The sequence below is a fragment of the Amycolatopsis sp. CB00013 genome, assembly GCF_001905755.1.
In the GTDB taxonomy this organism is placed as follows: Bacteria; Actinomycetota; Actinomycetes; order Mycobacteriales; family Pseudonocardiaceae; genus Amycolatopsis; species Amycolatopsis japonica.
Window position 1 is genome coordinate 565,382 of the sequence record NZ_LIWC01000003.1, and the last position, 24,456, is coordinate 589,837.

A 24,456-nucleotide genomic window follows, 5' to 3' on the forward strand; every position below is an offset into this window, starting at 1 on the left:
TTGCCCATGCGAACCTCACTCGAACGGTGTAGTCAAGAAATCCGGCCACCTGGTTCGGATACGGTCTGTTTATTGGTGACGTATTTCGGGTGTGACATGCGCATGGCTGGGCGCGAGTGACAAGATTGTCAAGGTGGGTGGTCGGGACCGAATCCGATGCCGCACACTGAGGGCATGGCCGAACACGAACGAGTGCGTAAAGGCTGGACCGGGTTGGGGCGCACCGCCGACGTCCTGGGGATCTTGGGGTTCTTTGGAATCTCAGCGGCAGTGGTAACCAGCTGGCTAACCGCTGACAATGCCGCGATGCCAACGAACCCCACTCCGCCCGTCTCCTCGACCGCTGGAGCAGGCAACCCGGGCAACTCCACCCCGGCGTCGGCGCCGTCCTCGTCGCCGGCTCAGGAAGTGCGGAGCACATCTCTCTCCGAGCTCTCATTGGTATCGGGAAGTAACAACACCGACCTCAAGTTCGATGACGTCTCCATCCACGGCGCGCGGTATGAGGACAGTTTGCGATACTCGTGCAGCCTGTACTGCAACGGTAAATCACCTGCAACGTACGAAGTCGACCTTGGAGGCCGATATTCAAAATTCGAGGCTATGTCGGGGATCCCGTCGACCGGCGCGGACGTATCGACCAAAATCGAAATCGACGTGGACGGTCAACTAAAAGGCACCTACATGGTCCAGGCTACGAAACCCATGCCCATCGAAATCGCTGTAAAAGGTGCCCAGCGCCTGCGGATCGCCCTCTACGCCCCCGCCCCACTTCGGACTCCGTTGCAAGCGGGCGTCGACTCCGCGGGCGGTGTTCAGCACGTCCTGCCGGATGTCGCTCTAGGCAAGCCGACCCTGCTTCCATAGCAGCCTGTTGTCGGAATTGGAACTATCTCGTGTTTCCGCCTCAGTTGTAGTCTGCTCGGCGCTCACGGCGTACGTCTCGATTCGTAGGGAGCGGTTCCTCCTATGGACGTCTACATGTGTGCGGCAAGCCTATTCGGCAAATTCTCATTCGAGCAGCTAACGCGCCTGGATGACTTCTCGGTTCGCTCCGTGGCGAGCGAGGTACGCGTCCAGGTGACCCACCCAACGCCGTTTCACGTCTTCATAGGGCTCGAGCCACTGCGTCGGCGTCTCCGGCAACGGCAACCCGACCGAAGCCAAGCAGCATTCGACGGGAATCCACGAACGGCTTCGGCGGGGAATCTTGCGACCTTCATTCCGTAGGGTGAACAGCCGAAGCCGATCACCCGCGATCGCGGCGTCGCAGAATTCAGCGAAGGCGTACCGGAAGTCGATCGTCTCGGACGCGGTCGATGTCCGGCCCAGTGTCTCCAGCCGCTCGAGGGCTACAGGGTGTGCCTCGATGTCCACCTCGCGATGCAGGAGAAGCGCGAGCAGAGTGTTGCGAATCGCGATAACGTGCCCCACCAGTTCGGCCTGCTCTAGAGACTCGGTGATCTCCGTCGCGGAGACGTCGCCTTTGAAGAACACTCTCCGGTAGAGGTTGAGGCTACGGTCCTCGAGCATTTCCCGTTGCCGGCCGGCTGCTTTCAGACGGGCGATTTTCTCCTCTGCTTCAGCGAAGTACCGCTCGGGCCGACCGTGCGAGTACCCTGCCGGCCGGATGATTTCGCTGGCACTGGCGTCCTCTACGCTTTGCCTCGCGTCCACGAACCTCCGGGCCATGCTGAGCGTTATTGGCCGCTGCCTCAGGTTCACAGGGGTTGGAGCGATTCGGGCGACTTCGTCCGCTACGGACAGGGCTTCGTCCCAGCGTCGCAGCGACCTCAATGCGTAGCCGAGATGGCGGCCGGCCGGGAGGCTGAGCGGATGATCGGATTCGAACACGCCACGAAGAAGGCGTAGCCGGTCACCCATGGGAGTTTCGACGGACTTGGCGGAGATGAAGTCGAGGACGAGGCGCCCGTATTCTGTCCGGCTCGCACCAGGAACCCATGAGCGCAGCCCTTGAATGGACGGGCAGTACACGATGGCCCGCGACAGCCAGTCGGCATAGTGGGGGTTGTCCGCCGGTTCGATGTCACATTCCTGGTCGCACGCGATGCCGATCGCGATACCGAGGGCCTGCATGATCCCGCCGTTGTCATCGCGGCTTTTGGCGTTGTCGTGGAGCCGCCGCGCTGCGGCTACGGCACGGCCGGCGGCAAGCTGCCAGTCGCGCTCCGACCACCCACCCGAGACCTGGAAGTCGGTGTAGCGGATGGCTTCGCGCACCGCATCGTGCATCCGGTAGGGGAACCGGTCCCCTTCGTGCCGGTCGATCATCGGCCGCAGAACCGCCCTCTCGGCGCAACCGTGATCGACGTCCGCTGCCGCGGCAATCAAGCCGGTGTCGAAGACCCGGAACAGGCAAGCACCTCGGATGGCGCGTTGCTCGTCAGTCGGTACGTCCTCCAGAACGTGTAGGACGAGAGAGTTCAGTGAACCGGTCACATCTCCAGGAAGCACCTGCCTGTTCCCCCCGGCGTCCTTGATGGACAGCGCGACTTGACGTGCCACCTCGATGTACTGGGGCAGGCCACGCGAGGCCGTGACTAGATCGTCCACCACTTGGTCGCTCATCGGCAGCGCGAGCCGGCGACGGCTGTCCCGGATGAGCTCCCGGGTGTCCGAAGGGGACAGGTTGCCGACGAGGTGCTGCCGCGGTTCCCCCGCCGCCCCCGGCACCAGGCCGGGCCAGGTCCACGGTCCGCGGTGAGGCAGTTCGGTCCTGGTCTCGTCGTACCAGTCGTGCAGGTCGCGCCCGGTCAGCACGAACAGCACGTTCGGCATTCCGTGGATCAGCGTGTTCAGGTGCCGTTCCGCCACCCGCCGGGGATCCAGCTTGAGCCGTTCGGTGGTGTCGATGAACACCACGACGAGCCGGACGGGGCTGAGGGCGGCGATCTCCCACGACAGCGTTGCGGCGATATCGCAGAGCAGATCCGGCTGAGGTTCGGTGGGGGTGGGTTCGTCCGCGCACCTCAGGAGGAAGTCCTCGAATCCGGAGAAGGCGTCCAGTGCGATCTTGAGGTCTCGCCGTCGGCGAAGTACGCCGATCAGCTTCCGGACGCCCCGCACGGCGAGGCCAGCCCCGGTTCCCGTCGCCAAATCGACCACTGAGCCGAGGTCGCTGAGAACATCTTTCACCGTCTCGCCGATGACTGCGCCGACCTCATCTCGTCCGGCGAATCGGGGTAGGCCCTCCCCGGGGTGGGCGGCCGACCAGTAGGCGGCGAAGGCGAGATCGAACACCGGCCAGCGGTCGCGGATCTTCGCCATGCCGGCACGCAGGGCTAGCAGGGCGCCGAGCAGATCGACCTGCCCGGCGGAGTCGTGCAGGTCGATCCGCGCGGTGGCGTCGACCCTCGTGGCCGGCGGCGGTCCCCACCCGTTGACCAGCGGAAGACGGCGGTCCACCCAAGCTTCCAGCCGTTCGGACAGCGCGGTCTTCCCAATGCCACCTAACCCGTAGAACGTCAGAACGTTCCGGCGGGCGATCCCGGCTTCGTCATCGCGCTCGACATGCCGCCGGAACTCTGCCAACGCGGTCTTGAAGGCCTGCGACTCGCTCTCTCGATCCGTGAAGAGCTCCCCGGCGTGCGGCAGCCGTCGTCCAATGCTGTGTCCGGGGGGCGGCACTCTCATCGCCGGCCCCGCGTAAGCCGGGGGGACCGCAACTCCCTGATCAACGTAGTCACCAATTACCCACTCCGCGGGTCGTGTGCCAATGCTCGACCTCGAAGCCGGTCAGATAAGCCATACCGACACCGGTCGATCGAAGCCAGATCAAGCCCGCATCCAGCATCGCCAGGTAATTCGGGTCGGTCCGGTCAGGCCCATCGATGAGGTCCCATACCAACCGAGCGCCTCCGCGTGCTGCTTCACCCCCTGCCGGCAGGACCGCCGCCGCCAGCCGCGCCGTGAAACCGGCTGGATCCGCCTTGGCCAGCGGGTACAGCGGCAGGTAGATGAGCGCGGCCGCGTCGAACGACGCCGGGGCGTTCGGGCTGCGCGTTTCCGTGCGGATATACGCTAGAACTCGCTCGACGATGTCGGCTGGCAGGCCGGGATCATCTCGCCGTTTGCCGAATAACCCCATTGATCGCCTCCTCGGCACTCACGTTTGACAGCACTAACACCGGACAGGTGTCGTCGGCGGCAACGCCTCTGTTACCCGGCCACCAAGGCGATATCACTCCGTAACCCGGGCGGGTGGGTTGCGCGATTTGCCGGTCCCGCGGCCGGCCGGGGCGTGCTTGTCATAGCCGAAGTGATCGGTGGTCTCGCCCTCGAGCGCGGACTCCAGCAACCGCTTGGTCAGCTGCTGCAGAACCCCGCCCTCGCCGGTCAGCTTCAGCCCGCTGGCCTTGGCAGTGCTCAACAGCTGCGCGATGAGCTGCTCGTCCAAGCCGTCCAAACCCATGTCGGGCTTCGAGTCCTCAGCGTTCTCCACGTCGGGCATTATGTCGGTCATCAGGTGCACTTCCATGATCGGGAGTTGCACCGCTCGTTTTACAGTCCCGAGGTCCTAACGGAATCTGCTGAGGTGGCGGTCGCAGATGATGGTGGTGAGGCTGAGGAAGGCTTCGTGGATGTCGTCGCGGCGTTCCCAGCGGATGCGTAGCTGTTTCATGCCGTGGTACCAGGCGATGGTGCGTTCCACGACCCAGCGGGTCGTGCCGGGTCCAGAGCCGTGAGGTTGCCCACGGCGGGCGATCCGGGTGGCGATTCCCTTGGCGCGTAAGCGTCTGCGGTACCTGTCGTGGTCGTAGGCACGGTCGGCATAGACCGTCTTCGGGCGCCGGCGGGGACGCCCGCGTCGGCCGTGCACATCCGGGCCTGAATCTCTGGCAGAGAACGGGAATTGCTCTCAGCCGTGCCCCTTAGCTCGCTGCGTGAGCCAGCGCCGTTACAACATGAGCAAAATCTGCGGAATCCACCCTGCCCGAAGTTCGGGCGAGACGTTGTTCTGAGAGACGAGTCGCCTACGGGCGGAGCAAAATTCGCCTCGCACGACCACCCCCAACGGAACAGCAGCGCGCTTCTCGTCCCGGCTCCGGTGTAACGCCCGAGACCACTGCCGCGACGGATACGTCAACCTACCTGGAAGAGGCGGACATGGCCGACAGCGTGGAATGTGCATACTGCGGACAGAAGAAGTCGGAACGCGTGAACACATGCCCGCACTGTGGCAACGGCTGATTTAGTCACTCATCGGACACGGATCTGCATGACCTGTCCCTCAGGGTCGACCCTGGCATCGAATCGACCCTGGACGACGGTTCCCTCGACAGACCAGGACTTGTCCGCCAACTGCTCCGCCCGCGACACCAGCACCCCGGGGTGACCGGCTGACTCGAGCCACTGGACAGCGGTCTCAGTGACATCAGCGGCCGAGGGCTGTGGGCGCTTTACCAGGAGTCCCCGGGACCGCAATTGAATGCCGACGGCTTTCAACATGTCGTAGCTGAAGTTCCCGGACACACCGGCCAGCACGGCATCCCTGAGAAAATCGGCCACGTTCAACGTGTGTGCTCTCCCGGACAGCTCTTCGTCCGATGAGCCCTTGTCGGCGAGTCCGGTCAGAACGAGGTACGAGCCGTCGTCCAGCGGCAGGTTCAGTCGAGTCACCAACACATGGTGGCACGGTGTCTGACCTCCAGCACCGAAAGGATCACGTGAAGATTCCCAGCAGTCCTCGATGTGTGTGGTGGTTGGGTTTCTGGCAGACCGCTGGGCATGTGCACTGGTGGCTGTCATCGGATCAACCGGATGTCGAGCCGCCGGAGGTGGGGTCCATACCCCGCCATCGGCTCACCTCACTACTGAACGCCTTGATGTCCGCGCTTCCCGGCCTCACCACGCGTGAGCGGATGGCCCTCGCCGAGATCGACTACCACATCGAACAGGCCGTGTTCCCGACTTCCGCGACATCGAACACCCCCGACGCCGTTATCGGTCAAGAAGAGGCAGATGCGGTGGCTGCTGTTATCGCTGACCGCATCGAACTTCTCGCCCGACGGGCCGCTGTGCTCGACGGCGCCGCGCGGCGCTCGTGGACGGGGGCGATGGTCGACTTGGCGGACAACGTCGCGATGCTCAGCGAACTCGGGTCGATGCTGCTGCCGCCGGTTCTCCGAGACCGGCTCGGACAGGCAGAGCCGAGCACTACGACGGTCGTCATCGCTCCCGGCCCCGGCTTGTCCTTTGTGCCGTGGGAACTGCTGGTCGTGGACGACGAGCAAGACGTCCGCTTGATTGAGCGCGCGAACGTCCTGGGCGGCATCAGCCCTGGCCTGCTGGTCAACGTAGCCCGTCCGGCTGCCCCGTTCCTGGGCGGCGGTCCTGCGCTGCGCGTGGTCGACCCCATCGAGGCCGGGAGTCGAACCGGTGGCGGGCGCATCTACCCCGACGGGCTACCCGACGAGTGGCACGACAGATCCGACGCGGAGAATATGGTGCTCGGCGCAGTCACACCCGCGGGCTGCTCACCGGCCGAACTGGGTGAAGTGTTGAGGGCCCGGACGTGGTCGCGGCTGGTGTTCGTCGGCCACGCCTCAGCGGCTGACACCACGATGCCGACTACGGCTGGCCTCGAGTTCGCCCCCGATCGCAACTCCGGGGAGGGACGGCTTACCGCCGGGAGGTGGCTGCGGGAACCCGAGAAGTGGCCCGCGCCTCGACGGGTGGCGTTCGTCGCGTGCCAGTCAGATGACGCCGGGTATACCGAGCAGCTCGGTCTGACGCTGGCAGCTCTAAATGCGGGCGCGCGCACCGTGACAACGACCCGCTGGAGCCTGCCCAGCGACGGCTCGGAAAACCTGGTCTCCGGGGGAGCGGGAATCGGACGTGCCACAACCGCACTCGCTTTGGCCGTTGACAAGGCGTTGACGACGAACGACCCGGCCAGTTCGGTGTGCGACTGGCAGCGCGACCGGCTGCGTTCGTGGCGTTCGGCAGTCACCGACGCCGAACGCCGCCTGCATGCCCCGCTAGTGTGGGCCTCGTTGGTGACCTACGACGTACCGGAGGCTGCGATCGCCTCGATCCCGGTCACCGACGAGCCGGTGCCCCGGCCCTCCGCAGCACCGGACGCGGAAGACGAAACGGAGTACAAGCCGCCGCGGAACGCGACCGAGGCAGCGAGCCGGTTGGCGGCCGGCACGAAGGCGTCGGAGCGTGCCGACTGGAGCGGAGCACGCAACCACTACCTGGTAGCCCTCGCCGGGTTCCTGGCAGCCGACGACCGGAAGGGCATCGCGGACGCAACGACAAACGTCGGAAACACCGCCTACTTCCTGGGCGACCTCGATGAGGCCGCACGACGCTACCGCGCCGCTCTGCCGCTGTACCGCGACCTGGACATGGAACGCAGCGTCGCAATCGTGGAGCAGAATCTGGGCAACGTCTACTACCAGCGCGGTGAGCTGGACGTTGCGGCGAACCAGTACCGGAAAGCCGCCGACGACCTGCTGAGCGGTGGTTTCCAACGCGAAGCGGCCGACACGCTGGTGAACCTTGCCGCGGTGCTGGTCGACCTGGGCCGACCGCAGGAGGCCCTAATACACCTCGACCGGGCCGGTGAGCAATACCGGGAGACCTGCGGAGAAGACGAACTGGCGAGCAAGCTCGCCGAACTGGACCAGAACTCCGGGTTGGCCCTGGCGGAGACGGAGTCGTTCGACCTCGCGCGGGAACACCTGCTGTCCGCCCTCCGCCACTGGACCTCCGTGGATCCGTCGGAGAACCAGGCCGCCCGCACCAACCACAACCTCGGCCTCGTTGCGTTCCGTGCGGGAAACCTGGCAGAGGCGCACCTCAGGTATTCCGAGGCGCTGGCTTACTTCTTGACCGTGGACAACCACCACGATGCCGCCGACACCCGACTGGGGCTCGGAACTGTGGCCCGCAGGCGTGGTGAGGAGGAAGAAGCGCGGGCGCTCTTCCGTCTCGCGCAGCAGCACTATCGCCAGACCGGGCAGTGGCTGGCCCGCGCGCGGGCACTGTTCAACGAGGGCCTGACCTTCCCGGAGGACAGCTTCGCCAGATTCGCCCTGCTGGGTGGTGCCTGGGCCGCGATGCAGTCGATGTCGTGGCGACTGCCGCGGGTCGCCGAGCGCGCAGGGTGGCGTGCCGCCATCGACCACGCCACTGATGATTTCCTGCGATCCGCTCGGCTCGGCGGTCGTAACCGTCACTTCGCCGAGATCGTGGAGTCGCTGCGCATATCCGGGACGCTGCGCCGAGTCGTCGAGCCGGTACAGACACCGGGAACGTGGGACAGCGACCAGGATGAATTGCGCGTAGAACCGCTGCCTCCGACGACTTTCTCCTCCGCTCCTGTCCCGTGGACCCTGTGGTCGGCCGCCGACGAGGTGCCTTGCGATGCGCCACCGTGGATCGAATGCGGCTGGCCGATCGTGCTCGACGACGTGGTTGAACGTGCGCAGGAGATCCTCGTCGCCGCGGGAGCCCGCCCACTGCGCAGTGGCACCGTCTCACTGCTTTCCCTTCTTCAACGGCATTCCGATGACCGGCCAGGCATTGGAGATCTCCACTGACCGACCCTATTCGGCGTTGAATACCCAGCAGAGAAAGGATTACAGATGACCACATTGAGCATCAGCCCCGCCGCGCGGGGAACGCTGGTGGAAGCGCTCCACAAGCTTGTGGACGCATCAGGACTCGTCATCACCGTCCAAGGAACCGAGCGAATCGGGGACATCAAGAGCGCCATTGCCCGGGTGGCTCCCCGCCTCGTCGAAAAGGTGGAGGTCCGCGCCAATGGGCTCATCGTAAGTGAAATGGCTCAGTATCGCGTCATTTGGGGTGTCGTGCAATCGCCGGGCGGGAGCCTAGCTGTCCTGACCCCGCATTCGTTGTACGAGAACCAGAAGGTCAGTGACTGGAGTAGCTTCTTCCGCGTGGAAGTACTCGACCCGATCGTCGGCCTGGCTTCCCAGGGTTACTCCACAGGGAGTGGTGGCAACGGAACAGTAAGTGAACCGGCGTTCGCCGACGCTTTCGCGAACGCCTACGCCTGAGCGACCGTCCCCTGATCGTGCATCCTCACAGCGTCTTGAGCAGGCGTGGGAGAGGTCGCCACCACTGACTCGCTCATGCCCCTCCCGCATTCCCAACGCGCAGTGCCGATACCTCGGCACTGCGCGCCCACCACTCGAATGCCTGCCAACCTTGGCGATCGATGAGATCCTGAGGTTGCCGCCTGTGAAACGGCCACCCTGATCCCAGATAGTGTTCTGGGGAAGGATGTCCCCGTGTCACGTTCGTCGAAGTATCCGGAACAGTTCCGCAAGGACGCGGTCGAGTTGGTCCGTTCCTCGGATCGCCCTTGTGTCTGGTCGCCCGCGAGCTTGGGGTGAGCCATGAGACCCTGCGCAACTGGGTCAAGGTCGCTGAACGCGGTCAGGCGAAGCCAGCCGATGCGGCGTCGGAGGACGAGCTGCGTGCGCTGCGCAAGCGGGTGGCGGAACTGGAGGCGTAGAAGGAGATTCTCCGCAAGGCAACCGCCTATTTCGCCAAGGAGATGGGTCGTTGACCCACAGCTACAGGTTCATCTGCGAACACCGCGCCACTTTCGGCGTCGCCCGGCTGTGCCGAGTCCTTGAGGTCCGTCGTCCTGGGTTCTACGAATGGCTCACCGCGGCCCCCGCACGGGCCGAACGAGCCGCCCAGGACGGACTAGTTGGCAACGGAGATCGCCGAGGTCCACACCGGGCATCGTGGCGCGTACGGCCGGCCGCGGGTCACCGTCGAACTGCGTCGCCGTGGTCGGCGGGGCTACCACAAACGCGTCGAGCGGATCATGCGCGAACGCGGGATCACCGGCATCACCCGGCGACGGCGTCGCTCGCTGGCCAAGCAGGACACGGCCGTCGCGCAGCACCGAATCTGATCGGCCGGGACTTCACCGCCGACGCGCCCGGCGAGTGGTTCGTCGGCGACATCACCTACCTGCCCACCCAGGAAGGCTGGCTGTATCTGGCCACCGTGATCGATCTTTACAGCCGGGAAGTGGTAGGCCACGCGATGGCCGAGCACATGCGCGCGGAACTGGTCTGCGACGCCATCACTCTCGCCATCGGCCGAAGACTGAGCAGCGCAGACGCGGTCTTTCACTCCGATCGCGCCACCCAGCACACCTCGGCCGAGTTCCGCGGCAAGCTCGACGCCGCGGGCATCCGTCCGTCGATGGGGCGTGTCGGCTCGTGCCACGACAACGCGGTCGCGGAGTCGTTCTTTGCCACCCTCAAAACCGAGATCGGAACCCAGGTCTGGGCCAGTCGAGATGACGCCTGACGAGCCGTGTTCACCTACGTCGGCTACTACAACCACGACCGTCTACATTCGACACTCGACTACCGAGCATCGCGCGAAACCTGCATAAGCTATTGCTGAAACCTCGCCCTCGTGGCATAAACCCCCGGTGTCCGATTCCGGGGGCAACCTCAGTCTTGGACTGAAGTGCCAAGATGACCGGCAGGAAGGTCAGAAGAAATGCCGCCAGCGGATAGAGTGCGAAGAGTCCCCAGTCGTGACGCCGCGTCGGTCCTCTCTCTGACGGAGGGCCTTCGTCGTTGTCGGGCGGCTTGAAAGATCGCCACCGGTGGCCCCTTCCACACAGCAGCGTGTACCTCATCGCGGTGACATCGCTGAGTCCCGTGTTCTGCTCAAAGGTCGATTTCTTGGCATCTCGTTGTTAACGCATCGTCGCATTCGACGCTGTGTCGTTACAAACGAGAGTATCGTATCGCGGATTGACTGGGCGGTGACAAACCCCTTAGGCAGCGGCCTCAAGAATGGGTGCTTGATCGAGCAAGAGCGATCACAGAGCGCGGCACCGCCCTGTGGCGCTCCGGCCGGCGCACGGCAGCGACGTGTAGAAGTCTGGTGAATCGTTACTTGAAGATCGGCGAGCATGGCGACTCGGCGGTTGCAGCAGACTGCTCGCGCTAGTGATGGCTGCCAGTCTCTTGTGTGAGGTGCTCACGGACATAGTTGTCCGTGAGCACGAAGACATCTGTGGATGGGAGTTGTCAACGTCCCGACTCGTTCGTGAGTCGGAGCCGTTGTCGTCGCTCGGCCCTATGCTCGGAGGGGTTTCAAGGGGACAGAAGCAGGACAAAGCCAACCCGGAGGGCATCGGAACGGACCGCGCAAGCTAGAAGAATCGGTCATTAGTTCGATCGCTCGCCGTTAGATAGGTGTCATGCGGTATCCCCAGGTCAACGTGCTAGTAACTGGTTTGTCGGTGCTTGTGCCTGTTGGGCCAAGTGATGCGCAAGACCCGATGCTCGCAACTGTATGTAGTTGCCCTTAAGCTCAAAGTGAGAGTTTGTAACGAATTAGGCGGCTATGAGCGTTGCCCCGGTTGGGTGATGTAACTATGCAGACCACCTTCCGATGTATGTACCGTGTACGTACACGGCTGTCGGCACTGAAGGGAGGGGCTTGATGTCAACCGAGGAATCCGCCCAGCGAGCACCCCGCGAGGGAAGGCTGAACCTACGGGCCAGTAGTCGGCAGGAGACCCTGTTGCGTCACGCTGCAGCAGCCACTGACCGTTCGGTTACGGACTTTGTCCTCGACTCGGCTGTCACCCAGGCTGAGCGAGTGCTGGCCGATCGGCGCTGGTTCGTTCTAGACGACGAGCGGTGGCAGGAGTTCGAACGCTTGCTTGAGGTGCCGGTGCACGAGACGCCGAAACTGACAAAGCTGTTTGGCAAGCCGAGTCCGTTCTCGGGCTCCGACGGTGGCTCATGATGAGGGGGAGGACGACCAGGATGCGGTTGTCCTCCCGCCTCGAAAGCTGGAGCGGCGTGACGGCGCTAACGCGCAAGGTTTCCAGAGTGGTGCTGACGAGCTCGACGAGTGGCTAACGAAGTTCGCATGGGTCAATCAGAAAGCGAACAACGCAATCACCTACGTCACTATTACTGGCACAGGCCGCGTGGTTGGCTACTATGCAATCGCTGTCGCCGGGGTCAGCAAACAGAACGTTCCAAGAAAAGTTGCAGGACCCAATCCTCCTGCCGAAGTGTCATGTATATTGCTGGCTCGACTTGCGGTTGACTGGGGCTATCAGGATAAAGGAATTGGACAAGCACTTTTCGCTGACGCGATGAAGAGGTCACTGCGGCTGTCACGAGCTGTCGGCGTTCGAGCTATGTTGATTCATGCGCGCGACGAGCGAGCCAGGGACTTCTATCTCAAGCACGCTGATCTCATGCAGTCGCCCACCGATCCTCTGCACTTGATGATTCCCATGCATCTGATCGAAGCGGGGTTGAATGAAGCTGGCATCTTCATCTCGGACAGGTCCGCGGAAGGCGCTGACTGGAACGAGGATGTTAGGCCCGAGGATGACGACGAGGGCGACGATGCGCAGCGAGCGCTCAGTCCTGCTTGACGTCGTCTAGAGGTGGAAGCGCGGCCAGTGCTTGGGATGCCCACTTCTTGGCGGTAAGTGAGGCGATGCGGAGCTGGGAGCCAGGTTTAACGGCAAGATCGTCAGGCTGCCATAGCAGGTATTCGAGTTTTTCGGAAAATGATGGCAGCAGTGTCTCCAGAAGTTTACGTGCGGACTGAGCTTCGCCCATGCGCCACAATGCTGAGATCTTGTTGATCGATATTAACTCGCTGGGTAGCATGGCTTCGGGTCGGACGCGTTCGATCACGGACAATGCTTCGGTCGGATCTATTGAAATCAAGCAGAAGGCGAGCATAGACCGAACCTCGTTGAGGCCCGGATATGTCCGAAGGACGGTCCGCAATGTGGTGACCGCCTTGGCAGTGAAGCCGCGTTGCAGCAGGAACAACACTTGGTTTTTGAGCTGGTCGTGGGTGATGTCGTCGACCGCAGTCTCGTGGTCGAGCGCAAAAGAGGCTCGAGACACGATCGCTTCCACGATGAGGCCGGTGTGGGAAGGGCGTTGCGATAGTGTCGAGACTGGCAGGCCGGCCTCGGCTGCGGTGGCTTCGGGATTGCTGGAGAATCTGAGCTCCCAGTAGAGCGAGGTGCGATGCCACGTGCTGTGGTGGGTTTGAGAGAACCTGTCCATGATCCAGAGGATCGCCTCGCGGCCACCTCGAATGTTTAGGTCTTCTTCAGTCAGAGCGTCGTGAGGCTCTGCGTCGAGTTGCCAAGCGACGATGTCGCGGATGCACGCAGTCTGAAGCCAATCGTCGATCTTGTCGGAGAAGCCGCCGCGCCACAGTGCGGGCACCACGCTCAGCAGGTCGTCGTTGGGAAGGGTTTGTTGCCCGGTGGCGGAGGAATCAAGGCAGGAAAGGGCCAGGTCGAGCCAGTCCTGCACTTCGGGAACGGGGCTTGATGGCTTGGCTGCGTCGTTGAAGCGAAAATGCGCGATGACAAACGATGTGATCATGAGTCGTAAGTGACGCGCGAGTCCGACTCTTACTAGGGCATCGGGCGGGAGGCCGAGTTCCCCAATGTGTGCCAGTGCCTTCGTCACGCGCACCATTCGCTTGGCGGGATATTTGGTTGCCCAGGGCGGCTCGGTAATCTCATCGACGACGGTGCGCATTAACGCTGGTAGAGGCCACTCTGCGCTGGGAAAAGCGTCAGGACCGTCGACCTTCAGGAAGGCTTTGGAGACGTCGAAGGTCTGGGCGTCGAACCGCGTTTTGTTGTCGGCATCAAGACGTGCAGCCAGAGCCTCACAGCGGCAGGATGGACCGTTTGGCGAACTGAGAGCGTGCCCGCTAGCACTGCATGCGTCGGCGAAGTAGCGCGCAGCCTCCGCTACCAGGTCGTCGTCCAAACTTCCTCCCTGACGCGTAGTCACAACGGTCCCCGCTCGGTCCTCCGTGCGTGGAGGTATCCCAGCTGGCTGCCTCAATGTTACCTCCACCAGATACCGATTCAATGATTGAGCTAAATGGGTGAATATTCGGCGGCGAAGTAACGTGCCGGAGACTTGACAAAAAGAGGACAGAAGCAGTGGTGGTTAGCTTGGTTGCCATACGATGACTGCCACCTGGCCTGCCTTTTGGCATTCAGGAGCCGGCAGGAGTGTAGGTGCATGGCCGCCAGAATCAAAATCGACCGGAGACGTCGATGATGGTCAAAGGGCCACCAAGATCGCCAACGCCAACGCCAAGAGCACCAATGGAGCCGCGCCGACGTAGACGGGACCTCCACAGCATCATCGGGACCGTCTGCCCTCGGGGCCGGGGGATCGTGGCGACGGCCGTCGATGCCGAGTTCGCCGCGGATTCCGGTGGCGCAGGTGCCGTTCGTGATCGAACCTCCGTCAGGTATCTGTCTTGACGAACAGCACTCTGTCCGCGCCCGCCGACCATCGGCGCGCCAGCCATTGACAGTCCACCGGCACGTCAGCAGGGCGGTTATGGCCCAGACGGTGCCCACGTTGATCTCCCTAGAGAGTCCAGGTTTCCGGCCGCGCAGGGAAGGGCTGTCAAGGATCCCGTGTGCGGTCGTGGTCCACGCGAAGGGGCCAGCGCCTATCGCCCTCGCATCGGCATGACAGAGCGTTGGGTTCTGTCCTTATTAGGTTGGCTGTTGTTATCCGGGGAAGGTGTCGGCGTTGCTGAGGCCGGACGGGACTGTGTACTCAGCTGCTTATCTCGGTGAGTCGGCGATGACCGGCACCCAAGGTCGACAGGGCCGGCTGGACCGCGGGCGTGTGCTCGGTCGAGGCTGGTTAGCTTTGTTGAGGCTGGCCTGTAGTCCGGCGACTTCGCCGAGCCAGCCGTGGAGGTGAGCTTCCCGGATTCGGTCCCGAAGGTTGGCGATGATCTCAACCAGTCGCGGCCGGGCTGTGGGAGCCAAGCGCAAGCTGGGGCGGCGGATGCAGGTTTAACCGAAATGACCGAGGGTTTCAATCTGAGCGAATGGGAGCTGGCGTTCGAGATCCCGAGAGTGTTGCGCACTCGGGCTTTGACGTCACCGCTGGCCTCGGTGCGGAGGCCAATGTAGCCCTTGATTATCTGTTGCCGGAGTGGTTGACAAGGCAACTGCTTCGAACTTACTCCTCAAGCGCTGCGGGTTTTCGTGCCCTACGCTGTCTCCGATTGGGCTCCGTTGCCGACGTAGAGCCCGATACAGGCCGACACACAGCGACACTCCGTCCAGGCTTAAACTGGCGTTGACCTGCGCAAATCGGCAGAATTTAGCATCTAACGGCACTGGCTGACATGCCGGAGCTGCGGTCTCATAATCCCTTGGCCGTCGGTTCGAGCCCGACCCGGCCCACCACGTCGAAATCGTTGCCCACCTCCGGGGAGTTTAGTCCTTCGGCAGTAATTTCGCCTTGGCGTCAATCGCGATTGGGCTCCGTTTGCTCCGGTGTGCCGATGGCAGGAGAAATGCTCTGCGGAGCCGGTTGGTGGTGTAGCAGCCTTTCTGCTTCTTCGTCACAACCGCTGCGGTGGGGCTCGGCAGGTCCGGAGTTCTTTAGCTTCCACGGCTGGACAAGCTTGCGATGTTCATGAAGAGCACGCTCACTCCCAGCTTGATTCTGGCGGTGTGTTTTAGGAGTACGGAACGGCAGGAGGGGCGAAGACGGCGCCGAGGCGCATCGACCTCTTCGCGTGTCGCCGGCACGCTCCCAGCCTGTTCGCAACTGCAGTCCTGGTAGCCTCTGTTCACTTTGCCTGGGGGAGATGAGTGCAAGATGCCAAACGTGGAGCGCCTCGGCTATCTGAGAGCCGGTCGAATCGCGGTGTTTGTCGCCGCGTCGGCAATGCTATGGCTGGTCGGGTGTTCGTCGGACAAGTCTGGTTCGGCGCCGCAAGGCAAGGTCGCCGAGGGCGTGGCCCCGTCGTCCGCTGACCCGGCTACCAAGACGCCCACTCCGGACGCTTTGTGTGAACTTCTCACATCGGCTGAGCTGTCGATGCTCACCGGAGAGGTGTCCGATCCGAAGTCTTTGGCTGTCGGCGGATTGCCCGCGTGTCACTGGGAGACGCCTGCCGGGGGTCGCGTCCAGGTGATCGGTACGTCAGCAGAAAAGTGGGCGACGCAATTGCCCGCAGCAATAGAGCAGGTGAAGAAGTCGGGACTGCTCGACGATCCGGAGACGGCTCGCAAACTGGAGGCGGCTCGCGACTTGATCGCGTCTGGCAAGGAGATCGCGCCGGATCGTGCCTGTGAGCTGTTCTCCACGCTGCTGGAGGTTCAAGGACTACCGGCAGGCAGCTCCCGCACCGTGAATCTGATTCCCACTCGGGAGAACCCCAAAGCCATCAACGGACAAACCTGCAGTGGAGGGAGATTTACGTCCGTCCAGCTCGTCGCGCCGAACCTGACCGGCTCCGACGAAGAGGTCTCGAGAATGTCGAGCGTGCTGACCAGGGCACACGAACGCAACCGCGGCTAAGCACCATCCAGCCGCGGTTGGGTGCAACATGGCGGTGCTCTTCCGCCTTATCGAGAATTCCGACATCGAACTCCTCCACCTGCGGTCACCGAACGTGATGGCGAAGGAGGGTTCAGTGCGGGCTTTCAGCAGATCGGCCATCGGGGCGCGGCCTGCTCGGTCGAAAAATCCCAGACGTTATGCCACAGCCGAATCATCGCCCGATATTTCGCCCCATTTCTCTTAGAGATGGGTTTGATATCCCGTTTCACCGCATCCCAATCCCGGCGAGAAGTCACCGGACTTGTCGGGGGCGCCTGCGAAGGTGGCGGCATGACGGAAGAACTCCCTGAGGTTGATTCGGATCGCCGGTTCCGGCTGGAGACGCTGTGCGATGTCGTCCAGGCCGAGCCGGCGGCCGCCGCATCTGGCACGTCTTCGACGCCGACACGCCGTGGCCGGCGTTGCTCCCGACCACAGACGGCTGGCCGCCCGCCCGTCGGCCGCGAAGTCACACCGAGGCATTGATCGACATCGAGCTCGTCCGGCCTTGCTAGTCTCGCGTGCATGGCGCTGACTTCGCCGGACTCGTGGTCCGGCTCGCTGGAACGGCGGCTTCGAAGGATCGTCAAGCGGTGGGCGGTGTCCCGCAAGTCTTACGACGACATGGTTCTGCGTGCCTCGGAATGGGCAGAGCGGAACGCGGCGCTGGACGAGAGCCACCGCCTGCTCACGGTCGAGCACGAGAACCTGCGGTCCCGGCACGAAGACTTGCTGCGCGCGAAGCAGGCGTTCGAAGACCGGTATCGCACCTGGGTGCCGCCGGGACATTTCTACTCGCCCTTCCCCGCCAAGGAGGAGATCGATCGGCGTGCTGCCGCGCTCTTCGACGTCGATGCCCGCCCCGAGGCCGTCGACCTACGGGAAGCCGACCAGATAGCCCTGTTCGGCGAACTCGCCGACCTGGCGGCGGACCTGCCGTTCACCGCGGAACCGAACGAGCGCCACCGCTACTTCTTCAACAACCCGGAGTACTCGTGGGCGGACGCGATCACGCTGCACACGATGCTGCGCCACCTCCGGCCGCGCCGGGTCATCGAGGTCGGCTCCGGCTACTCGACGGCGATGACGCTCGACACGATCGAGGGCTGGCTCGATGACACCGAGCTGACTTGTGTCGAGCCGAACCCGCAGCTCCTGGAGAGCCTGTTGCGGCCCGGAGACGGCGAACGCGTCCGGATACTGGGCAAGCCCGTGCAGGATGTCCCGGTCGAGACGTTCCAGGCACTCGAAGCCGGGGACGTGCTGTTCATCGACTCGACCCACGTCGTCAAGGCAGGCTCGGATGTCAACTACCTGTTCTTCGAGGTGCTGCCGCGGCTGCCCGACGGCGTCTGGATCCATCTCCACGATGTGTTCTTCCCCTTCGAGTACCCGATGACCTGGCTGACCGAAGGGCGGGCGTGGCAGGAGGACTACCTGCTACGGGCGTTCCTGATGTACAACGACCGTTTCGAGATCTGCTGGTTCCAGCAGTACATGTGGATACACCACCGGCGGCTGCTGGAGGAACGGATTCCGATGATGGTGAACAATCCCGGCGGAAACATCTGGCTGCGAAAAGTCGCCGGCCATCAGTGACGCGAAAGCCACTTTCGCGACGTCTGACGTCCCGAAAGTGGCTTTCGCGACATGGCCGCGCGCCCCGACCTCGTCAGAACGGCCAGTCGGCGTTCCGCCCCGCTTCGAGGAGTGGGATCATCGTGAAAGCGGCGTCCGTGAGGCCGCCGAAGGTGTGCCGGTTTCCGCGCCCGGACGTCGAGTGGCCACGCTCGTAACCCGCGAGGTTCCACGTGTACAACGCCGTGTCCTGCGGCACGGTCTGGTCGACGTTGCCGGACGAGTGCTGCTCGTCGGTCAGGATCACCACCCGGTCGTGGTGACCCGGACGCAGGTGACGCTGGATCGCGCCGACGGTGTCGGTGCCCGCACCGATGAAGTAGCCGCCGTTCTTCCACCGGTCGAGCCCGCGCAGCAGTGACTCGCCTCGGGGCACGTCGAAAGCCTTGGAACCGGTGCCGCCGTAGTAGCCGTTCGAGAACGACACGACATCCGCCGTCTCGCAGCGGGCGCCGAGCGCGATCCCGAAGATCGCGGCCGCGTCCCACCGCATCAGGGTGCCGTCCTTGCTGAAACCCGCGTTCATCGAACCCGACGTGTCGACGAGGATCAGTGTCCTCCCGGCGAGCCGCGGCACGTTCGCCAGCGACTCGGCGATCGCCTTTTCCAGCGTGTACGACCAACGAAGCGACGGCGCCGCCCGATACGCGGAGAGGAACCTCATCGGGAACTGCCGCGACTTCGCGACCTGCTCCGGATCGGCCAGCCGTGCCGCGACGCCCTCGGCGACCTCGTCGGACACGCCTGCCTCGTCGAAGTTCCGGAGGTTCCGCAGCAGCGCCATGTAGCCCATGGAAGGGATCACGGCTTCCCAAGCGCGCGCGTCCATCGGACCCTGGAGCCAGCCCGCCAGGGACTCCCACGTCATGCCCGCCCGCCGAAGGGTGGACCGTGCGGTGTCGGGCCGGCTGAAGAGATCGCGCCGCTTGTCCTTGTCCCACGCCATGAGGTCCGCGCGGGCGCCGAGGACTTCCAGTTCGGCGGGGATCTCGCGGCCGGGGTTGAACCGGACGTCGACGATGTGCTTGAACAGGGCGTCCTGCACCGGGTCCTTCGGGTCCGGGTGGGCCAGGCCGAGGACGTCGGCGAACCGGAAAGCGCGCGCGGCGGAGTCCCACTTGAGGAACGACTTCTCGGTGAAGAGCCGGACGGCCGCGTCGGCGATGCCACGCTTGACCGGCTTCGGGATCCTCTTGCCGTACAGGGAAGTCCAGTAGGCGAGCAGTTCACCGGGTTCGTCGGCGCGCTGGAGCACGGAGTCGACGACGGCACGGTTCGCGATGGGGGCGACAGGCGACGGGTCACCGGCGAGCCGCGCGTGGACGTATTCGGCGGCGCCGACGATCGCGGCGGTCCGCATGTTCGCCTCCGTGCGGAGCCAGCGGAGGAACCGCGCGGTCCACTCCGGGTCGGCGAGCGCCGTCTCCCGGACGAGGTCGGCGAACCGCGTGTCGCGCTTGTCGCCGGTCTCGTAGAAGGTGTTCTCGCCGACCATGTTGGTGACGGCGAGCAGGAACAGTTCGGACTGGGTGTCCCGCGCGTAGCCGTCGCCGCCTTCGTGGGTGACGCCGCCTGGGCTCCGCTCGCCGACGATCGGCGAGCTCGTCGCCGGCCGTGTACCGGTGGTGTTGAACTTCGACACCCTCGACCCTCGTCTCGTTCGAGGGGAGCTGTGATTCCGGATGAGGCCCGAGAAAAAGTCGGTGACGGTGGCTGCCCAATGCTCTACCGATTGAGCTACCGGCGGGATGACCGCCGGGCGGGGCTCGAACCCGCAACCCTTGGGTAATCGAAGTAACCGTCGCCTGCGCACCGGGCACATCCGAAATCATGGCTCCCGAGAAATTGTCGGTGACGGTGCCGTTCGGGTGAGGAAGTAACCGTTACCTGCGCACCGGGAGTGCTCGCTCAAGCTAACAGAGTGCTCGTGCCCGCGTCTCCGGAATTAGCCGGCCCGCCTCAGAAGCGGGGAAGCTCCAGCAGGTTGTTCTTCCAGATCCCGTCCGCGCGCGTGCGGAGGAATTTCGGGCCGAAGGTCGGCTTGATGATCTCCACGGCCACCCGGTGGATCCCCTCGTCCACGTAGGCCTTCCCGTCGTCGTCCTCGAGCCACGCCACGATCGCCGAAACGAAACTCTCGCCGGTCTCGCCGCTGCCGGGGTTGATCCAGCGCAGTTTCGTGATGCTTTCGTGGAACTTCCCACCTTCGAGCCGCGCTGCGATGATCTTGATGGCCATGGTGCTACCTCTTCGGCTGGATGCCCTCGAGCGAACAGGGGTAAAGCGGTACTCGCCACCTGCCCGCACCCCGTTACGCCGTCCGGTCGCCGTGCTTCGAACGTTACGAGTTCGAGCGCGGGGCGTCGTTCTGAGTCAGATGACGCAGACCGCGCGCGTTTCGCCATGTCACCGTCCTCACGCCGGCGGGAACACCGGACGGCGGAGAGGGGAAACGGACATGTGCGCTGCCCACAAGAGATCGGCCCTGGCGGGAATCGCCCTGGCCGTGGCGGTCTTGGCCGGCTGCGCGCCGGACCCGGCACCGGAGGCGGCTCCGCAGGCGGCGCCTTCGCCGTCGGCGGCGGATCCGGCCGCGGCGGTGGCCTGGATGAACGGCTTCTGCGGCGTGGTCAAGGACTTCATCGACGGCAACAACAAGATGCCGTCGGCGAGTGGTGAGACCGTGGAAGCCATCAAGAAGAGCACGAGCGACCAGCTCGGGCACTACGCGGCGATTCTGACCAAGACGGTCGACGGCCTCGGCGCGCTGCCCGCCGCTCCGGTTCCGGCCGGAGACGCGGCGAAGCAGGAGTTCCTCGCGAAGTACACCTCGGCGCGCGACAAGACCGTGAAAGCGAAGGCGGGACTGGACGCGGCGGGGAAGAACGACACCGCCGCGCAGGGCCGTGCGGTCGACGGGCTCATCGCCGCGCAGAAGGACACGCACGGGGCGCTCGACCCGGTCGCGGCCGTCTTGGGCGCTCCGGAGCTGAAGACGGCCGCCGCGACCGCGGAACGCTGCCGCCCCTGACTCGTGAGTGGCAAGGACGGTTCTAACCGTCCTTGCCACTCACGAGCCCGGCACCCGCTGGCACGTTCATTCCTCGGCGAGGATCTTCCGCAAACGCGTCAAAGCACGGTGCTGAGCCACCCGCACGGCGCCGGCCGTCGAACCGACCACACCGGCGGTCTCCTCCGCCGACAGGCCCACGACGATCCGCAGCACGACGATCTCCCGCTGCTTGTCCGGCAGGATCCGCAGCAGTTCGCCCATCCGGTCGCTCAATTCGTTGTGCAGCGCCCGTTGCTCCGGGCCCACGGACTCCGAGATCCCGTCGGGGACTTCGGCGACGGGCTCGGCGCGGTTGCGCGCGGCGGCCCGGCGGGCGTCGGCGACCTTGTGCTGGGCGATGCCGTAGACGAAGGCGAGGAACGGCCGTCCCCGTTCCCGATAGGTCGGCAGCGCGCGGAGGATCGCCACGCAGACCTCCTGCGCGACGTCGTCCGCCGACGCGTACGTCCGCTCCTGCCTGCCGATCCGCGACCGGCAGTACCGGATCACGAGCGGGCGCACGGTGGTCAGCAGGTGGTTCAGCGCACGCTTGTCACCCTTCCCGGCGGCCGCGACGGGTTCGTCGAGGGTGTACCACTGCGACGGCGTCACCTGCTCGGGTTCCGAGTCCGCCGGGGTTCCGGGCGCCACCAGGGCGAGTTCCCTGACCATCGCGCGGTTCTTGATCCGGGCGAGGGTGTCTTCGGCGTCGAGTCCCATCCGCAGGGCGTCGAGGAAGGCGCAGTTGGCGCTGGCCAGCCGGTCGGCGAAGCCGGGATCGTGCTCCGCCAGCCGGCCACGCGCGTGGCGCAGCGTCGCCCCGACCGCCTCGTCCGCGATCCCCAGCACCCCGGCGATCTCCCGCGCCGAGTAGCCGTCCATCGTCCAGGCCATGGCGAGTTGCTGGCGTTTCGGCAGGCTCCCCAGCATCGTCAGGACGGCCGACGCCTCGTCGGCGAGCGCGGTGAGCTTGTCCTCCCGGCCGGCGTCGGCGGAGGCCCAATCGGCCCGGACCGCGGTCTGCTCCTTCGCCCGCCGATGCCCGACGCGGCGGACCCACGCCTTCGGATGCGTGATGCCCTGCCAGTCTTCGTAGGCGTTGAGCATCGCCTCCGCGGCCGCGTCGCGTGCCGGGTCCAGCGCGAAGCCCGCCTTGCACAGAAAGCCGGTGAGCAGCGGAAATTCGGCGTGGAAGAACTCGTCGAACCCGTCGTGGCCCATCACCCGCACTCACCGCTCTCAGCCGCCTGACGCGAATGCCCTCACAGGACAGGTGCAGTGAGCGGGCCGCTGAGTGTAACGATTCGGTCAAGGTGATGTTTGCGGTGCGTACCCGGCCGGATACCCGGAAGTCGTTTGACGGGGAAGGGAAAATCGGAAAAAAGGAGGTGATAGGAAAATGGAAATGAGGATGGCGGGAGACCTGAGTGAGGCCGCTTGCCGCGGTGAGGATCCCGAACTGTTCTTCCCGGTCACCGAAACCGGCCCCGGCGCACGTCAGGCGGCCAGGGCGAAGGCCGTCTGCGCGCGGTGCCCGGTCGTATCGGCCTGTCTGGCCTACGCCGTGGACAACGGATTGGCCCACGGCGTTTTCGGCGGGCTGACCGGTAGTGAACGGCGCCAGCTGATTCGCGTCGGCAACGCCGCCTGAAAGCACTCGATATCGCGTTCCTCGAATTTCCACCGTGTTCTTCGTGCGCGCGAAAAGAGGGGCCCGGTTCCGCGAACCGGGCCCCTCTGTCGCGGCGATCAGGCGGCGGCGGTCTCCTCGGCCAGCCGCTCGTTGCCCGACTGGGTCTTGAGCGGCTTGTGCTTGAGGAAGGCGACGGCGACGATCACCAGCAGCGCGATCGGCGCGCTGATGAGGAACAGCTCGCTGGTCGCCTCCCCGTAGGCCTCGCGGACGACGTTCGCGACCGGTTCGGGCAGCGTGGCGATGTTCGGTACCGCGCCGCTCTCGCCACCGCCGGGCAGCGGCCCGAGCTTCTCGCTCATCAGCGCGAGGACCCGGTTCGCGAGCACCGCGCCCAGGGCGCTCACGCCGATCGAGCCGCCGAGGCTGCGGAAGAACGACAGCGTCGAGGTCGCCGTGCCGAGGTCGTGCGCGTCGACGTCGTTCTGCGACACCAGCACGAGGTTCTGCATCAGCATGCCGACGCCGACGCCCAGCAGCACCATGTACGCGCCGAGGACGACGAGGTTCGTCTTCGCGTCGATCGTGCCCAGCAGCGCCAGGCCCGCCGTCATCAGCGTCGCGCCGAGCAGCAGGTGGCTCTTCCACCGGCCGGTCCGGCTGATCAGCTGGCCCGAAACCGTGGACGACACGAGGATGCCGAAGATCATCGGCAGGCTCAGCAATCCGGCCACCGTCGGCGATTTGCCGAGCGACAGCTGGAAGTACTGCGACAGGAACACCGTCCCGCCGAACATCGCGACACCGACGAGGAAGCTCGCGAGGGTGGTCAGGGTGACCGTGTGGTTGCGGAACAGGGTCAGCGGCAGGATCGGCTCGGCCACCTTCGACTCGACGTAGACGGCGAGCGCGAGGATGACCACACCCGCGGTCACCAGGCCGACCGTCCACCACGAGCCCCACGCGAACTGGTGCCCGGCCAGCGAAGACCAGACCAGCAGCGTCGAGACACCGGCCATGATCAGGAACGCGCCGAGGTAGTCGACCTTCACGTCACGCCGGATCGTCGGCAGGTTCAGGGTGCGCTGCAGCAGCAGGATCGCCGCGATCGCGAACGGGACCCCGAGGAAGAAGCACCAGCGCCAGCCGAGCCACGACGTGTCCACCATGACCCCGCCGATCAGCGGGCCCGCGATGGTCCCGACGGCGAACACGGCACCGAAGATCCCCGAGTACTTCCCGAGTTCACGCGGCGAGACGATGGCCGCCATGATCACCTGCGCGAGCGCGGTGAGCCCGCCCGCGCCGATGCCCTGCGCGACCCGGCTGCCGATCAGGAGCTCGATGTTGCCGGCGAACCCGGCGACCAGCGAACCGACCACGAACAACCCGAGCGAAAGCTGGATCAGCAGCTTCTTGTTGTACAGATCGGAAAGCTTGCCCCAGAGCGGCACCGTCGCGGTCATCGCGAGCAGTTCGGTGGTGACCACCCAGGTGTAAGACGCCTGCGAGCCGCCGAGCTCGGAGACGATCCGCGGCAACGCGTTCGCGACCACCGTCGAGGCGAGGATGGCGACGAACATGCCCATCATCAGCCCCGACATCGCTTCGAGGACCTGTTTGCGGCCCATCGAGCCCGCCGGGGCCTCCGGTTCTCGTGGTTCGGTCGTGGATACGGACATGGTGGTCCCCCTTCGTGTTCCTGTGGTGCCGGGCGC

Annotated in this window: 20 protein-coding genes and 2 pseudogenes; 12 read left to right on the plus strand and 10 right to left on the minus strand. The window is 64.7% G+C overall.

The genetic code is table 11. The annotated features are described in order from the left end of the window. The first annotated feature begins 174 nt into the window (after positions 1-174). On the plus strand, positions 175-867 hold the full coding sequence (locus AMK34_RS42295) for an NPCBM/NEW2 domain-containing protein (protein ID WP_158073302.1): 693 nt from the start codon (positions 175-177) through the stop codon (positions 865-867). Between the two features lie 156 nt (positions 868-1,023). Here the strand turns inward: AMK34_RS42295 and AMK34_RS22190 are convergent, their stop codons facing one another. The 5 genes and pseudogenes from AMK34_RS22190 to AMK34_RS22210 form a co-directional block, all read right to left on the minus strand. After that, complete coding sequence (locus AMK34_RS22190) at positions 1,024-3,654, minus strand: hypothetical protein (RefSeq protein ID WP_143202560.1); 2,631 nt, start codon at positions 3,652-3,654, stop codon at positions 1,024-1,026. Positions 3,655-3,703: 49 nt separating this feature from the next. Further along, complete coding sequence (locus tag AMK34_RS22195; protein WP_073846662.1) at positions 3,704-4,108, minus strand: hypothetical protein; 405 nt, start codon at positions 4,106-4,108, stop codon at positions 3,704-3,706. Positions 4,109-4,225: 117 nt separating this feature from the next. After that, positions 4,226-4,483 (minus strand): annotated as a pseudogene (locus AMK34_RS22200) (IS256 family transposase); the annotation flags it as partial. 54 nt (positions 4,484-4,537) lie between these two features. Further along, positions 4,538-4,855: pseudogene (locus tag AMK34_RS22205) on the minus strand (transposase); the annotation flags it as partial. Between the two features lie 365 nt (positions 4,856-5,220). Next, positions 5,221-5,640: a hypothetical protein gene (locus tag AMK34_RS22210; RefSeq protein ID WP_158073303.1), complete on the minus strand. Its 420-nt coding sequence runs from the start codon at positions 5,638-5,640 to the stop codon at positions 5,221-5,223. A gap of 17 nt (positions 5,641-5,657) precedes the next feature. Between AMK34_RS22210 and AMK34_RS22215 the strand changes: the two genes are divergently transcribed. The 7 genes from AMK34_RS22215 (at position 5,658) to AMK34_RS42310 (ending at position 12,439) form a co-directional block, all read left to right on the plus strand. Then, entirely contained in the window at positions 5,658-8,570 is a 2,913-nt protein-coding gene (locus tag AMK34_RS22215; RefSeq protein ID WP_158073304.1) for a CHAT domain-containing tetratricopeptide repeat protein, read from the plus strand. 45 nt (positions 8,571-8,615) lie between these two features. Then, on the plus strand, positions 8,616-9,053 hold the full coding sequence (locus AMK34_RS22220; RefSeq protein ID WP_073846666.1) for a hypothetical protein: 438 nt from the start codon (positions 8,616-8,618) through the stop codon (positions 9,051-9,053). 308 nt (positions 9,054-9,361) lie between these two features. Continuing rightward, positions 9,362-9,514 carry a transposase gene (locus tag AMK34_RS22225; protein WP_083649959.1) on the plus strand — a complete coding sequence of 51 codons (153 nt, stop codon included), beginning with the start codon at positions 9,362-9,364 and terminating at the stop codon, positions 9,512-9,514. A gap of 201 nt (positions 9,515-9,715) precedes the next feature. Then, positions 9,716-9,925, plus strand: a complete 210-nt coding sequence (locus AMK34_RS43530; RefSeq protein ID WP_083649960.1) for an IS3 family transposase — start codon at positions 9,716-9,718, stop codon at positions 9,923-9,925. Next, on the plus strand, positions 9,925-10,329 hold the full coding sequence (locus AMK34_RS43535) for an IS3 family transposase (RefSeq protein WP_274534447.1): 405 nt from the start codon (positions 9,925-9,927) through the stop codon (positions 10,327-10,329). Before AMK34_RS43530 ends, AMK34_RS43535 begins: the two co-directional genes overlap by 1 nt. A 1,155-nt stretch (positions 10,330-11,484) precedes the next feature. Continuing rightward, entirely contained in the window at positions 11,485-11,793 is a 309-nt protein-coding gene (locus AMK34_RS22235) for a type II toxin-antitoxin system TacA family antitoxin (RefSeq protein WP_073846667.1), read from the plus strand. Further along, complete coding sequence (locus tag AMK34_RS42310; RefSeq protein WP_083649961.1) at positions 11,783-12,439, plus strand: GNAT family N-acetyltransferase; 657 nt, start codon at positions 11,783-11,785, stop codon at positions 12,437-12,439. The genes AMK34_RS22235 and AMK34_RS42310 overlap by 11 nt, the downstream gene beginning before the upstream one ends. Here AMK34_RS42310 and AMK34_RS22245 read toward each other — a convergent pair. Continuing rightward, complete coding sequence (locus tag AMK34_RS22245; RefSeq protein WP_143202563.1) at positions 12,426-13,814, minus strand: hypothetical protein; 1,389 nt, start codon at positions 13,812-13,814, stop codon at positions 12,426-12,428. The genes AMK34_RS42310 and AMK34_RS22245 overlap by 14 nt on opposite strands. Positions 13,815-15,698: 1,884 nt before the next feature. On the opposite strand from AMK34_RS22245, the gene AMK34_RS43540 reads away from it, so the two are divergent. Continuing rightward, on the plus strand, positions 15,699-16,394 hold the full coding sequence (locus AMK34_RS43540; RefSeq protein WP_241832833.1) for a DUF3558 domain-containing protein: 696 nt from the start codon (positions 15,699-15,701) through the stop codon (positions 16,392-16,394). A 546-nt stretch (positions 16,395-16,940) separates the two neighbouring features. Continuing rightward, on the plus strand, positions 16,941-18,014 hold the full coding sequence (locus tag AMK34_RS22255) for a class I SAM-dependent methyltransferase (protein WP_198941718.1): 1,074 nt from the start codon (positions 16,941-16,943) through the stop codon (positions 18,012-18,014). Positions 18,015-18,087: 73 nt separating this feature from the next. Here the strand turns inward: AMK34_RS22255 and AMK34_RS22260 are convergent, their stop codons facing one another. Then, complete coding sequence (locus AMK34_RS22260) at positions 18,088-19,695, minus strand: TROVE domain-containing protein (RefSeq protein WP_073846670.1); 1,608 nt, start codon at positions 19,693-19,695, stop codon at positions 18,088-18,090. Between the two features lie 317 nt (positions 19,696-20,012). Continuing rightward, positions 20,013-20,291: a DUF3892 domain-containing protein gene (locus AMK34_RS22265; RefSeq protein WP_038516826.1), complete on the minus strand. Its 279-nt coding sequence runs from the start codon at positions 20,289-20,291 to the stop codon at positions 20,013-20,015. Positions 20,292-20,511: 220 nt separating this feature from the next. Between AMK34_RS22265 and AMK34_RS22270 the strand changes: the two genes are divergently transcribed. Further along, positions 20,512-21,084 (plus strand): hypothetical protein, encoded by a 573-nt coding sequence (locus AMK34_RS22270; RefSeq protein WP_073846671.1) that lies wholly within the window; start codon positions 20,512-20,514, stop codon positions 21,082-21,084. A gap of 66 nt (positions 21,085-21,150) precedes the next feature. Here AMK34_RS22270 and shbA read toward each other — a convergent pair whose 3' ends face one another. After that, entirely contained in the window at positions 21,151-22,326 is a 1,176-nt protein-coding gene (shbA, locus tag AMK34_RS43770; RefSeq protein WP_073846672.1) for an RNA polymerase sigma factor ShbA, read from the minus strand. A gap of 178 nt (positions 22,327-22,504) precedes the next feature. On the opposite strand from shbA, the gene AMK34_RS22280 reads away from it, so the two are divergent. Beyond that, complete coding sequence (locus AMK34_RS22280) at positions 22,505-22,756, plus strand: WhiB family transcriptional regulator (protein ID WP_073846673.1); 252 nt, start codon at positions 22,505-22,507, stop codon at positions 22,754-22,756. Between the two features lie 98 nt (positions 22,757-22,854). On the opposite strand, the gene AMK34_RS22285 is transcribed toward AMK34_RS22280, so the two are convergent. Continuing rightward, a complete protein-coding gene (locus AMK34_RS22285; RefSeq protein ID WP_038516824.1) occupies positions 22,855-24,420 on the minus strand; it encodes an MDR family MFS transporter in 1,566 nt (521 codons plus the stop codon). Positions 24,421-24,456 lie beyond the last annotated feature (36 nt).